A 13,677-nucleotide genomic window follows, 5' to 3' on the forward strand; every position below is an offset into this window, starting at 1 on the left:
TTTATTTTCTATACATCTTAACCTGTAAATAGAGGTCATTGTAAATCCCTAACCATTTAGGACCTAGTTGCTGGTAAACTTCTAGGTGCTTCATGGTTTCTTCTGTAGGATAGAAGGCCTGATCTTCTTGAATTTCTTTTGGAAGAAGCTCTTTTGCCTTTGGAATTGGGGTTGAATAGCCAACATAAAGCGCATTCTTGTAGGCATTTTCTGGACGCAGCATGAAGTTAATAAATTGATAAGCTGCTTTTTTATTTTTAACCGTTTTTGGAATGACAATGTTATCAAACCAAAGGTTGCTGGCTTCACTAGGAACTACGTAACGCAAGTCTTCGTTCTTCTCTAGCATCTGCCTAGCTTCTCCAGAGAAAGTTACACCAATCGCCGCATTATTTTGAATCATGTAGCCCTTCATCTCATCTGCTACAATAGCTTTGATATTTGGTGTAAGCTTGTAGAGCTTGTCCACAGCTTCCTGCAAATGATCCGCATTTTTGTCATTTAATCCATAGCCCAGAGAATTGAGACCTAAGCCCATAACCTCACGCGCTCCATCAATCAACATGATAGAGTTTTTGTATTCTGGGTGCCAAAGGTCATCCCAATGTTCTGGAGCCTTGTCAACCAACTTGCTATTATAAACAATGCCCAGGGTTCCCCAGAAATAAGGAATAGAATATTGGTTCCCTGGATCAAAAGGCTGGTCTAAGAAATCTGAACCGATATTCTCCATCCCCTTGATCTGCTTGTGATCTAGCTTTTCTACCAAATTCTCTTTGATCATCTTGGCAATCATGTATTCACTAGGGATGGCAATGTCATAAGTCGTCCCTCCCTGCTTGATTTTAGTGTACATTGATTCATTTGAATCAAAGGTATCGTACTGGATTTGAACTCCCGTTTCTTTGGTGAATTGTTCTAGCAATTCTGGGTCAATATAGTCACCCCAGTTATAGATGACCAGTTTATCTCCACCACTAGTTTTGGTTTGATTTTCAAGCTGAACACTAACTAGCCATAAGATAGCGACAATGGCAACAATACCGATTAGAAAGGAATAGAGTCTTTTCATGCCTGCTCCTCCTTCTCTCGTGAAATGAAGTAATAGCCAATCACCAGAAAAATACTAAAGAGAAAGACTAAAGCAGATAGGGCATTGATTTCCAAAGAAATCCCCTGACGGGCACGAGAATAAATTTCCACTGAGAGGGTAGTGAAACCATTCCCTGTTACAAAGAAGGTTACTGCAAAATCATCCAAAGAGTAGGTAAATGCCATAAAATATCCTGCTATAATAGCTGGTGTCAGATAGGGCAACATGATTTCTTTCAACATTTGTAACTGGCTGGCACCTAAGTCGTAAGCCGCCTTAATCATATCGTCGTTCATTTCTTTAAGCCTTGGCAGAATCATCAGAACAACGATCGGAATAGAGAAGGCCACGTGGCTAGCCAGAACTGAGATAAAGCCCAGCTGGAATTTCATATTGGTGAAGAGAATCAAGAAACTGGCACCAATCATTACATCTGGCGCTACCATCAAGACATTGTTGACAGAAAGGAAAGCTTCCTGGTATTTTTTCTTGGCTTGATAGATATAGATTGCTCCAAAAGTCCCAATGATTGTCGCGATTAGAGCAGAAAGAAAGGCCAGAAAGAAGGTTTGAGCCAAAATCAGCATCAAACGCTTGTCACCAAATAGGTTCTCAAAGTGAGTCAAGCTAAAGCCGGTAAATTGATTCATATCGTCACCAGCATTGAGGGCATAACCGATCAGATAAAAGATTGGCAGATAAAGAATCAGAAAGACAAAAGCTAGATAGATACTGGATAGTTTCTTCATCGATCTCTCCTTTCTTTGGTTGCCCACATAATCAGAAGCATGGCAATAATCAGAACCACTCCGATGGTTGAACCCATACCCCAGTTTTGTGTCGTAAGAAAGTGTTGCTCAATCGCTGTCCCCAGGGTAATAACTCGATTTCCGCCAATCAGACGAGTCAGCATGAAGAGGCTGAGACTAGGGATGAAAACAGACTGAACTCCTGAGCGCACTCCATTCATCGAAAGAGGAAAGATCACTCGCCGGAAAGTTTCCCAACGATTGGCTCCCAAATCACGACTGGCGTTAATGAGATTTGGATCCAAATCATCCAACACATTAAAGATTGGCAAAATCATGAAGGGAAGCTCAATGTAACTAGCAACAAAAATGAAAGAAAAATCGGTAAAAAGAATTTGCTGAGGTCCAACTCCGATAAAGCTAAGGAATTGGTTGATAGAGCCATCCTGACCGAAAATTCCGATAAAGGCATAGGCCTTCAGCAAAAGATTAATCCAAGTCGGTAGAACAATCAACATGAGCCAGAGTTGCTTGTGCTTGAGCTGAGTCAAGAAAAATGCCGTTGGATAACTGACCAATAAGGTGACCAAAGTTACAATTCCCGCGTAAAAAATCGAATTGAAACTCATTTTTAAATAGGTCAAATTCTGAGAGGCAAAATAAGTCCGGTAGTTTTCTAAGGTGAATCCTCCTTCAATATTAAAGAAGGAATTCCAGATAATCATAGCAACCGGTGCTAGTACGAAAAGCACAATCCATAAAAAATATGGAACGATAAAGAGGTTAGAGGTTGTTTTCTTCATCTCTTTCCTCCTCGATTGCGTTAATCAGACCAGCTTCTTGTTCTTCAATTTCAACATATTCTTCGATACGAGCATCAAATTCTTCTTCTGTTTCATTGAGACGCATGATATGGATATCTTCTGGTTCAAACTGAAGACCAATAACTTCACCGACAATGGCTTTGCGGGTCGAGTGAATCATCCATTCATTACCTAGTTCGTCATAGGCGATGATTTCATAGTGGACACCACGGAAGAGCTGAGTATCAACCTTAACCTGCAGTTTTCCTTCCTCTGGAAGAGTAATGCGCAGATCTTCTGGACGAATAACAACTTCAACAGACTCATTAGGACGCATACCACCGTCCACTGCTTCAAAACGTTCGCCATTGAACTCAACTAAATAGTCCTCAATCATCTTACCAGGGAGGATATTAGACTCTCCAATGAAAGTCGCAACAAAATGGTTAATCGGCTCATCATAGATATCAACCGGTGTACCAGACTGGACAATCTCTCCGTCATTCATGACAAAGATCCAATCGCTCATTGCTAGAGCTTCTTCTTGGTCGTGAGTAACAAAGACAAAGGTAATGCCTAGGCGCTGTTGCAACTCACGAAGTTCATACTGCATGTCCGTCCGCAATTTCAAATCAAGAGCTGATAGTGGTTCATCTAAGAGGACCACTCGAGGTTCATTAATGATCGCTCGAGCAATGGCTACCCGTTGTCGCTGACCACCTGATAATTTTCGAATAGAACGGCGGTCAAAACCTTCCAGCTGAACCATTTTCAACACTTCTTTGACACGACGTTCAATTTCCTTCTTCTCAACCTTACGCAAACGTAGCGGAAAGGCCACGTTTTCAAAGACATTCATATGCGGGAAAAGGGCATAAGACTGAAAAACAGTGTGTACATCACGTTTATTGGTTGGTACGTCATTGATCCGTACCCCATCCAAAAAGACATCTCCTGTAGAGGCATCTAGGAGGCCAGCGATAATATTTAAAATCGTAGATTTACCAGACCCTGAAGCACCTAAAAGAGTATAAAATTTTCCTTCTTCTAGCTCAAAGTTAATGTCTTTTAAAACAACAGTATTGTTATCCTCAAAAACCTTAGAAACATTTTTGAATTCGATAATTGGTTTTTTCAATTCACATAAATTCCTTCTTTTTCATGTATTAACAGATTGGGGCTCTGTCAAGCCGCTACTGCTTCTCGAGGGCAACTAGTGCCCTGCATACTTGCGATATCGATAGGCGTCACCCCCTCAACTAAAACGTAGCGGTCAGAAAAAAGCAGAAAGTCGTTCATTACTAGACAACGACTAACCTTCTTATCTAACATTTCAATCACAGTAAAATTTTACTGTAAAGTCTCTCCAATAATCCGGACTTCACGCTCCAACTTTATACCAGATTCCTTTTCAACAGTTTGAATCACGTGAGCAATCAAATCTTCATAGTTCTGAGCATTTCCATCGGCAATATTGACCATAAAACCAGCGTGTTTAGTTGAAACTTCAACGCCACCAATCCGGTGCCCCTTGAGCCCCGCCTCACTAATCAGCTGCCCAGCGAAATGACCTAAAGGACGTTTAAAGACCGAACCACATGATGGATATTCTAGTGGTTGCTTAAGTTCTCGCAGATGTGTGAGTCGTTTCATTTCCTGATGAATGGCTGTGTAGTTTCCTGGAGAAAGGGCGAATTTAGCAGAAATGACAATATCGCCAGTTTCTTGAATAACCGAAGAGCGATAGCCAAACTTCATTTCCTCTGCTGAAATCGTCTTGATTTCTCCTTCTGGAGTCAGGACCTTACAAGATACTAGGACATGAGCGATTTCGCCACCATAGGCGCCAGCATTCATGAAGACAGCTCCACCTACACTTCCTGGAATTCCACATGCAAACTCAAAACCTGTCAAGCTATGATGTAAGGCTACATGAGTGGTGTCGATTAATTTAGCCCCGGCTTCGGCTTCAATCGTATAGCCGTTAACCATAATGGTATGTAGCTGGTCAAACATAATCACAAAGCCACGAATACCACCATCTCGAACAATGATATTACTAGCATTTCCTAGAACCATCCATGGAATCTGCTCTTTGTTTGCAAACTTAACAACACGGACTAATTCATAACGATTTCGAGGGAAAACTAAAAAGTCGACAGGCCCTCCGACCTTAGTATAAGTATATTTCTTTAAGGGTTCATCAAAACGGATATCAATTCCCGCTAGTTCCGACTTTAATAATTCTATATTCACCATGATTTCTCTTTCTTATCACAAATTGATTCTATTATATCAAAATTAATCGGCATTTTCGATAAAAATACAAAAAAACTGGCCTCAGCCAGTTTTCTTTTATAATTTCCTAGTGACATACTTCAAGGTTTGCTTACTTAAAGCACTATGAACCATAGAGTATGCACCAATTCCTGTAAAGAGATAGAGCAATCCAAGGTTAAGCCAGTAGGTATAATGAACTTCTCCACCAGATAAGAGATAATTTGTGAAATAAGAGAAAGCTGTGAAAACATCTGTGCCTACTTCTCTTGTAACTAATATAGCCCAGTCAAGCTGGTGAACAAATAAAATCATCACAAGCATAAAGAAAATACTGATACCAATTCCAAGTTTAGATAATTTCTTTCCTAAAAGTTCATAACCCTTAATGGTACAAACTCCCATAACTAAACCAGATACAAAAGAGACATAACCCAATTGAGCGATTCCCAATGTAACAGCTCCACCGATCAAACACCCAACAAAGGCTCCGACGATTCCGCCAATCACATTTTCATTTTGCTGATCATAGCTTTGATTCTCAATTGCAAGATTAGAGCTCAACTGTTGGAAGCTATCAGCCGATAAAATCAACAAGTTTGTCCCTACTTGATAGACTGCTGTTGGCTCTGCTTCTCCAGTGTGCTCACAAACATTGATTAACCCATGCTCTTTTAAGAAGGTGACACTAGCTTCCAAACATTCAGCAATTGTTTCTTTGGTTCTACCCTTAGTCATTCCACCTTTAACGGTAATAACAAGCTTGTAACGCGTAAGCTGAGCATTTGTCATACCCTTAGTGGACTTTTTCAATTCTTTCAAATCTTCTGCAATGGAAAGTGCTTCATCACCTTTAACTGAAAAGCAAATTCGGTAGATTTTTTCGCCAGCATCTTCAATAAAAAGAGTGTACCCATCTTTCTGACCGAAAATAATTTTCGTATCTTCATCGTACTCAAGTCCTAGCTGGCTAGCAAGATCCTGCCATTCAAGTTTATCCATTCGTGTAAAACCTCCTAGTTGGATATTCATTTGATTATATCATAATTTTTTTGGTAGGCATAGACAGTCTCATTGTCTATTTTAAAGCATTCAAAATTCTACTCGAACACCATCTCTGTCAACATCTAGTATAAAGACTTCTCCATTATACTTGCATCCCTCAATCCGTGTTTGAATTAATTTGGCTCTATCTTTTGGAGCTAAAATCATAATTGTTGGACCTGCTCCAGATAAATAAGTAGCATAAGCTCCATGTTTTTTAGCCAATTTCTTAATGTTTGGAAATTCTCTAACGAGTTTTTGGCGAAAACGCTCATGGAAACGATCCGATTCGATGGCTCGGCCTGCCTTGACAAGGTCTCCCTGGAGAAGAGCTGCAATTGCAACATTGGCAATCGAACTAGCTGCTACTGCTTCCTTATAAGAAAATTTAAAAGGCAAAACACTGCGACTATCCCGTGTCTTCAGTTCGTACTTAGGAACATAAGCAATGAAAGAACACTCTGGAAAGTCTGCCCTAACAGAAGAAACAGCCCCTTTAAAAACACTAGATATGACTAGATTTCCAAAAATAGCTGGAGCCACATTGTCTGGATGGCCTTCAATCTTGTTTGCCCAATCCAGTTTTTCATCATCCGTTAAATCCAGTTTTCCTAATTGGTTAGCCAATTCAATTCCAGCCACGATAACTGAGCTAGATGAACCCAGACCACGTGCCAAAGGAATATCGCTAGTCATCTTCAAACGATAAGGCTGAAGGTTTGGTGACAGTTGCAAGGCTACTTTGATTAGCAAGTTTCGTTTATCCTTGGGAATTCTTGGATTTAAGTCATGTTCGATTAGCCATTCATCTCTTTCCTCCAGAACCTCAATGGTCAAATACTTGCTGACAGCCACACCAACTGAATCGAAGCCTGGACCAATATTAGCACTGGTAGCGGGTACAATAATCTTCATCTTAATCTCCTAATACTTTGAAGGTGTTGAGCAAATCGAACTCAGCAACTTCTTTAAGCTTAGCAGTGACATTTTCCAGCTGTGTCTTGCTGACAGCATGGGTAATAATCACCACGCGAGCCTTCTCACCGTCTGTGCCTTCCTGTAGAATCTGCTTAAAGGAAATATCCTCAGCATTGAAAATCTCAGCCAAATGCAGAACTTGACCTTTAGAATCAGGCGCCAAGATAGAGAAGTAATAGTTACTCTTCACATCTTCTGGCTTAGCTAGCACTAACTCACGGCTATATTCATTAAAGGCTTTGCCGACTGTCCCTTCATTCAAACGACGGCTGATGCGAACGATATCTGCCACAACACTAGTAGCAGTTGGTTTTTGACCAGCCCCCGGTCCGTAGTACATAGACTCTCCGATACCAATTGACTCAACAAAGACAGCGTTCATCACCCCATTGACACTAGCCAGTGGATGCGCTTTAGGAAGGAATGTTGGAGCTACTTCTGCTGCAATACCTGATGGCGTCTCTTCGATAGACCCAACTAGTTTAACTACATAGCCCAACTCCTGAGCAACAGCTACATCTTCTGGCGTGATATTTCGAATTCCTTGATGGCCTACATCTTCAAACTTAACATTCATACCAAAAGCGAACTGACTGAGAATAACCATCTTGTAGGCTGCATCAATACCATCTACGTCATTGGTTGGATCACTTTCAGCATATCCAAGTTTCTGAGCTTCAGCAAGAGCATCTTCATAAGACCATCCTTCTTCTACCATCTTGGTCATCATAAAGTTAGAAGTTCCATTAACCACACCTAGGATACGGGTAATTTTGTCAGAAGCCAATGAATTGACCAAGGTACGAAGGATTGGAATCCCACCGGCAACAGCTGCTTCATAGTAGAGAGCCACATTTTGTTTTTGAGCAATTTCCAGTAGCTCTGCTCCATGAACAGCCAGCAAGTCCTTATTGGCGGTTACCACATGTTTGCCAGCTTCAAGAGCACGAGTGATAAAAGTTTTCGCTGGCTCAATCCGTCCCATCAATTCTACGACAATGGTAATCTCAGGATCATTCAGAATTTCTTCGACATTTGTGACAAAGTTAAAGTCATTTCCGGCTGCCAAAAGACGCTCTTTTTCAGCATCATCCTTAACCAAGACTTTAGCAACCTCAATCTCTGAATGAGCTGCTTGAAGGATTTTTTCTCCGTTTTCCTTCAGTAGAAATGGCACACCACTGGCCACTGTTCCAAAACCAAGTAAAGCTATTTTAATAGACATGAAGCACTCCTCAAATTTTTTCTGTATAAAGTCTATTATATCAGAATTTAGCACAAAATTCATACTATTCCTCTCTAGATTTGATATAATAAAAGCAAATATCTAGCCAAGGAGAAATTATGACTTATCCTAATCGCAATCGTTCAGCAGAAAAAAAGGCTCAAAAGAAAAGAGATATCTTACTTCTGTTGAACCTCATTCTTCTCATCTTTATCGTTACTGGTGGTATTTTCCTTTGGAAAGAATACAGTAATAGTCAGCAAGAAGCCAGCAAGCCTGAAGCTAGCCAAGTTAGTAAAGCAAGCCCTTCAGAAGAGGCGAGCCAGCCTTCATCTACTAGTCAAAAGAAAGAGGAAATCAAATGGGTCAAGCAAGATAAGCCTGTTAAATTGCCCATCTTGATGTATCATGCTATCCATGTCATGGACCCATCCGAAGCCGCTAACTCTGGATTAATTGTTGATCCAGAAACTTTTGAAAGCCACTTAAAGGCCTTGAAAGAAGCAGGATACTACACTCTTTCTCCTGCTGAAGCTTATAAGGCCCTAACTGAAAATGTCCTCCCAGAGAATAAGAAGGTCGTTTGGTTGACTTTTGATGATAGTCTTAAGGACTTCTATACTCAAGCCTATCCTATCCTACAAAAATACCAAATGAAGGCTACTAACAATGTCATTACAGGTTTTGTTCAAGCTGGTCGCGAAGATATTCTAACACTTGATGAGATCAAAGAAATGAAAAAAAACGGCATGTCTTTTGAAGATCATACCGTGAACCATCCAGATTTATCCGTATCAAGTGCTGATACTCAAAATTCAGAATTACAAGATTCTAAAGAGTATTTAGATCGTAATCTTTCTCAGACAACCACTACCGTAGCTTATCCTTCTGGCCGTTACAGTGAGACAACTCTTCAGCTTGCAGAAAAGTTAGGATATAAAATGGGGTTGACGACCAATAATGGCTTGGCTTCTCTCTCAGACGGACTTCTATCACTCAATCGTGTTCGTGTCAATCCAACGACCACTGCACAGAGTCTGCTAGATGAGATAGCAAATTAAAGACCATAACAAAAAGGCTCTCATTCAAGAGCCTTTTTAAATTTATTCGCATAGTGAAAATAAAGAACACCAGAGAGTACCATGATAATAAGGAAAAATCCTAAGGTAATACCATAAACTATTGCTTCTTTTAAGTAGAATATCAAGGCATAGGAACCACCAATTGCGGCAATAAAAACAAATAAGATTAGAAAAGCAATCATTGTCTTTAGAGTATTGTTAGATCGGTTGAATAATTCTGTGACGTTAGACCAGTTGGTAACCAAGAGACGATGGTCCCGTTGGAAGCCCCAGATACTCCACGCTAAACAATTACTGATCCAGACAAGGACCATAACCAAAAGAGATAACCAATGGGTGCCCAATAATAGGTTGACCACTACAAATATCAAGAGTGGTAAGATCGACTGGATCAAGAAAAGATACCAGAATTTTAAGCGAAGATAAGCTTTCATATCGAAGGGAAGAACTTTCAAATAAGAAAAATTCTCACGTTCCAAGGAAATCCCAATCATAGTTAAGTTGGTCGAACCTGCATTAAAAGTAGCAATGAACACCGTGATCAACATCAATGGTATTAGAAACTTTGGTGTTAAGAAAGGACTAAGTTCAAATCCTCCTCCCTTAATAAAGCCCATAAGTCCAGGAAGTATGAAGAGATAAGGCATAACACTAGACATAAAGACTGATTGAAGAAAGACAGAACCGTCACTAATCAAGCTAAGCTGATAGCTCCAAACAAATCGAGGGAAAGACTTCTGATTTCCAAGTTGAAATTTACGAACGCGTTGTTTCTTATTAACAGTCTCAGAAGTTTTCAAAGCAGCTTCATAAAACTCTGGTAGAACCTTCCATTTTACGATTGAAAACAGAAGTACGGCAACCAAGGCCCAGGCACCAATTCCAATAAGAGATTGGGCCTCAAAAGGAGCAACACCAAAATAATAAAAGGCTTCCATCGGTGGCAAATAACTACCTGTATCTTTAAGAAGTAATTCTCTATTTTGAGTATTGACCAAAATAATTGATCCAAAAATCAAGAGATTGGTCACTCCCAAAAGAATATTAGAGGCTACTTGCTTATGCTGACGGAAGACAGAAGTTTTAGTAATAAAATGAACAGCTGTCAAAATTCCGAAAGCCAGAACAGATCCCAAAACCACTAGCGAAATCAGAACGATTGGAATAGCCAGCCAAATAGGATTCCCACTCTGAATCTGAAGGTTAACGAAATAGGCCAAAATCGGAAGAGCTCCAAGCAAAACCGTCAGAACAACAGAGATACTCTTACCAATCATGATTTCTGCTTCACTAAAAGCATAAGGCCGATAAGACTGCAAGTCCTTACTTTCATAGAAAACATTGTAGAAAGATAAGAACCCCTGTGATAAAACCATCAGACTAAAAATAGATACCATATTGGTAAAGATTCCCGGATGGTCTGCTAAAGGATAAAAGGCACTCATCACTCCAAAGATAAGAAGATAAAGTAAACTTGTAAACAAGTGGGTCATAATCAACTGTCTAGAAACATTAATTTTCTTATCTGGCTTTTTGGCTTGCTTCTGACGAAAGCGTGTGAGACTTGACGGAGGTGTTGTATAGATAATATTCGTCCGAATTAAACTTTTTAAGGCTTTAAAGCGCATCGTGGACCACCTCTTCTTTCCGTCCAGCCAATCCCAGATAAATAGTCTCTAGACTTTGCTCAGGGTGTTGGGACTTGAGTTCTTCGATCGTTCCATAAAAAATTAACTCCCCTTTTTTTAAGATAGCCAATCGATCACAGAGCTGCTCAGCCACTTCTAGGACATGGGTTGAAAAGATAACAGTATTTCCCTTATCTGCATGCTCCCGCATCATATTTTTAAGATCAAATGCCGCTTGAGGATCCAACCCTGTCAAAGGCTCGTCCAATACCCAGATATCCGGGTCAGAAAGTAGAGCACCAATGACGAAAACTTTTTGACGCATACCATGTGAGAAGGATTCGATGACCTCATATCGATGATCTGCAAAATCAAATGTTTCCAACAAGTACTGTAAACGTTCCTCACAGTCAGCTTCATTCATATCGTAAGATGTAGCTACCAACTCCCAGAATTCATTAGCTGTTAGGCGAAGAAAGAGATCTGGTGAGTCAGCTACATAACCAATTTTTTTCTTGATGGCCAGTCGGTTAGCAGACAACTCTTGTCCGTCAACAATGATTTGACCACTCGTTGGATTAATGACACTGACTAGTGACTTGATTGTCGTTGATTTTCCTGCACCATTATGACCAATCAGACCGACAATTTCACCATTTTGAATAGTCAAGTTTAGATTTCTAAGGGCCAGATGGCCATCGTAATCCTTAGTTACATTTTTCAATTCAATCATCAGAGTTCCTCCGCTCTTATTTATAATATATTTATTATATATCTTTTAAAATTGTTTGTCTCTCTTATAACGATAATGTTCGTTTTTTCCTCTATTACACAATAGAGAGACTGAATTAGTTCCTTTTGACTTCGTCAAGGTGTTCTAAAAGGTAGATAAAGAAAGCTGGTATGGTATCTAACATATCTTTCTCATAAACCCGTTCTGTCAACTGGTGTAAGTCCTTGCCCCAAGGCCCCAAATTTACAGCAGCTACATTAATACTAGCAATTTTTTCCAAATCAAGCGGGTAAATCTCTTTTGAGACAGCCATACTGTTCAGAAGAGATTGATAGTCACTCAAAGGTTTCTCCAAAGCACAGTAACTCATGTCACAAATACCCATGAAAAACTCTTCAACTTTCAACTGGTAACTCCCCTTATTTGCTAAATAATTCTGATAGAAAGAAATGAATCGATCCATGTCAAGATCCTGTTCTTGAAGTCGTCTGCTATTCATTGTTGGGTAATAAGGCGGAGCAACGGCAAGTACAGCCAAGGCTTCTTTCTTATCGTAAAAATCAAGAACTTTTTGAACATTGGACAGAGTAACTTCTTGATAGGACAAGCCCTTTTGTAATTCTACTTTAGCTTCCTGATTGACCCCTTTTATAAAGTCTTTGAAACCAGCCTTCTTTTGGCATTCTTCTAACAAGTCTTGATAGGTTAGCGCCCGTGGTTTAGCTATTGATTTGCTTTCCTGATATTGATCCTGCAATTTGGTATACTTATCATAAAATTCATTTAGCGCTTCTTGTATCAGTCCTTGGATCAGATTCAACAAGTCTTGAGGACTTTTATCCAGATACAGAAGACTAAAATATCCAGCTGCACGTAGGACCGTTGACACATCATACTGCTCTTTTAGGTCTCTCATAAATGACCAAGAAGGCAAGGGGGACTGTTCTCCATAAGCTGCATCAGATAGCAAAGGATTTAAGTCTATTTTTTCAACAATTTTAGCTAAAAGAGAAATCGCATTCACACCTTTTAAGGGTTCTTTCATATGAGAAAGCAAACCTTGGGTCACGATCAAGGGCATCAATTTTCCAACTGTCCCAACATGTAGGACCTTTTCTGATTCAGATCTACTTTCAAAAGGTTCCGAATCAATAGCAAGAATGTAATTAAGATCAAAACGTTCTTTTAAATCATAGAGCAAACCAACAGCTAACCTCATCCCTTGAGAATACGCTTCCTCATCGCCAACAGACAAATAAAGCAAGTTTGCTTGGCCAGTGGAGACAGACGAGTATTCCTCTAAGACCCCCAACTGCAGGGCTAGGGCTGCCTTCATATCACAGGAACCTCTACCAAATTGCCAATCTCCTGAAGAAATGTCAGCCAGGACATCTTGACGTATAGACTCTTCTTTTAACTTTTTTTTCAGTGCCTGATTATCAAAAGCCAAGTCTTTCAATGAACCAAAGTCTTCCGTATCCACTGTATCATGATGGTGGAATAGAATGACTGTATCAGCAGAATCACGACGCACCAAGGCCCAATTAACACTACGTCCCAGACTATCCTCAGGAATCGGATAAGAGCCAAAAAGGTCTGGATGAGTTTGAAAATAAGGAATTTGTCCTATATAGTTCATCAAAAAATTTTCTATATCTCGTTCAAAAGCAGTGTGAGTAAAGCTTTTAATGGCCATACTTTTTTGAAATATATCAGCTATTCTTTCCTTCATTTTCTTCACCTGAACAGAGAACCTGTCTTTCTTCTATTTTGCCTATATTGTAGCACTCAGACTTTCAATTAACAAGGAAAAATAGGTATTTTTTAACAAAAATAAAAAATCCCCATCATGCAAAAATTATACTGAGGATTGTTTTATCATCGGTCTTTCAGCTTCTTAAATCTTCTACACTATAAAAGATACTAGCTCTTCTTCTACACTACAACTCTAAATAAAAGAACAATCAAATCTGCATACGTCACGAATCTATCATGACTACTTATAATTTTTGTTAACTAGCTGGCCTTTCCTCTACCATCCAATCCAATTTCTCCAAAGATAAAA

13 protein-coding genes are annotated in these 13,677 nt (G+C 39.7%); 1 reads left to right on the plus strand and 12 read right to left on the minus strand.

The window, feature by feature from the left end:
• Position 1: 1 nt before the first annotated feature.
• The 9 genes from O3640_RS04970 to O3640_RS05010 form a co-directional block, all read right to left on the minus strand.
• Complete coding sequence (locus tag O3640_RS04970) at positions 2-1,072, minus strand: ABC transporter substrate-binding protein (RefSeq protein ID WP_371586780.1); 1,071 nt, start codon at positions 1,070-1,072, stop codon at positions 2-4.
• On the minus strand, positions 1,069-1,842 hold the full coding sequence (locus O3640_RS04975; protein WP_125366974.1) for an ABC transporter permease: 774 nt from the start codon (positions 1,840-1,842) through the stop codon (positions 1,069-1,071). The genes O3640_RS04970 and O3640_RS04975 overlap by 4 nt, the downstream gene beginning before the upstream one ends.
• Positions 1,839-2,645, minus strand: a complete 807-nt coding sequence (locus tag O3640_RS04980) for an ABC transporter permease (protein ID WP_053794788.1) — start codon at positions 2,643-2,645, stop codon at positions 1,839-1,841. Before O3640_RS04980 ends, O3640_RS04975 begins: the two co-directional genes overlap by 4 nt.
• Positions 2,626-3,783: an ABC transporter ATP-binding protein gene (locus O3640_RS04985; protein WP_125366973.1), complete on the minus strand. Its 1,158-nt coding sequence runs from the start codon at positions 3,781-3,783 to the stop codon at positions 2,626-2,628. The genes O3640_RS04980 and O3640_RS04985 overlap by 20 nt, the downstream gene beginning before the upstream one ends.
• 47 nt (positions 3,784-3,830) lie before the next feature.
• Complete coding sequence (locus O3640_RS04990; RefSeq protein ID WP_155718659.1) at positions 3,831-3,986, minus strand: hypothetical protein; 156 nt, start codon at positions 3,984-3,986, stop codon at positions 3,831-3,833.
• Positions 3,987-3,995: 9 nt separating this feature from the next.
• On the minus strand, positions 3,996-4,904 hold the full coding sequence (gene murB / locus O3640_RS04995; protein ID WP_125366972.1) for a UDP-N-acetylmuramate dehydrogenase: 909 nt from the start codon (positions 4,902-4,904) through the stop codon (positions 3,996-3,998).
• A 96-nt stretch (positions 4,905-5,000) separates the two neighbouring features.
• Positions 5,001-5,924: a hypothetical protein gene (locus O3640_RS05000; RefSeq protein WP_125366971.1), complete on the minus strand. Its 924-nt coding sequence runs from the start codon at positions 5,922-5,924 to the stop codon at positions 5,001-5,003.
• Between the two features lie 90 nt (positions 5,925-6,014).
• A complete protein-coding gene (gene thrB, locus O3640_RS05005) occupies positions 6,015-6,881 on the minus strand; it encodes a homoserine kinase (RefSeq protein ID WP_118105234.1) in 867 nt (288 codons plus the stop codon).
• 1 nt (position 6,882) lies between these two features.
• Positions 6,883-8,169: a homoserine dehydrogenase gene (locus tag O3640_RS05010; protein ID WP_046165816.1), complete on the minus strand. Its 1,287-nt coding sequence runs from the start codon at positions 8,167-8,169 to the stop codon at positions 6,883-6,885.
• A 119-nt stretch (positions 8,170-8,288) separates the two neighbouring features.
• Here O3640_RS05010 and O3640_RS05015 point away from each other — a divergent pair, with 119 nt between their 5' ends.
• A complete protein-coding gene (locus tag O3640_RS05015; RefSeq protein WP_125366970.1) occupies positions 8,289-9,230 on the plus strand; it encodes a polysaccharide deacetylase family protein in 942 nt (313 codons plus the stop codon).
• A 20-nt stretch (positions 9,231-9,250) separates the two neighbouring features.
• Here the strand turns inward: O3640_RS05015 and O3640_RS05020 are convergent, their stop codons facing one another.
• The 3 genes from O3640_RS05020 to O3640_RS05030 all read right to left on the minus strand — a co-directional run bounded on the left by O3640_RS05020 (position 9,251) and on the right by O3640_RS05030 (position 13,344).
• Positions 9,251-10,879, minus strand: coding sequence for a hypothetical protein (locus O3640_RS05020; protein ID WP_125366969.1), 1,629 nt, complete (start codon positions 10,877-10,879; stop codon positions 9,251-9,253).
• Entirely contained in the window at positions 10,869-11,612 is a 744-nt protein-coding gene (locus O3640_RS05025; RefSeq protein WP_012000257.1) for an ABC transporter ATP-binding protein, read from the minus strand. Before O3640_RS05025 ends, O3640_RS05020 begins: the two co-directional genes overlap by 11 nt.
• A gap of 115 nt (positions 11,613-11,727) precedes the next feature.
• Positions 11,728-13,344, minus strand: coding sequence for a M20/M25/M40 family metallo-hydrolase (locus O3640_RS05030; protein WP_125366968.1), 1,617 nt, complete (start codon positions 13,342-13,344; stop codon positions 11,728-11,730).
• Positions 13,345-13,677: the final 333 nt, after the last annotated feature.

This window comes from Streptococcus sp. 27098_8_75 (genome assembly GCF_041432475.1).
In the GTDB taxonomy this organism is placed as follows: domain Bacteria; phylum Bacillota; class Bacilli; order Lactobacillales; family Streptococcaceae; genus Streptococcus; species Streptococcus gordonii.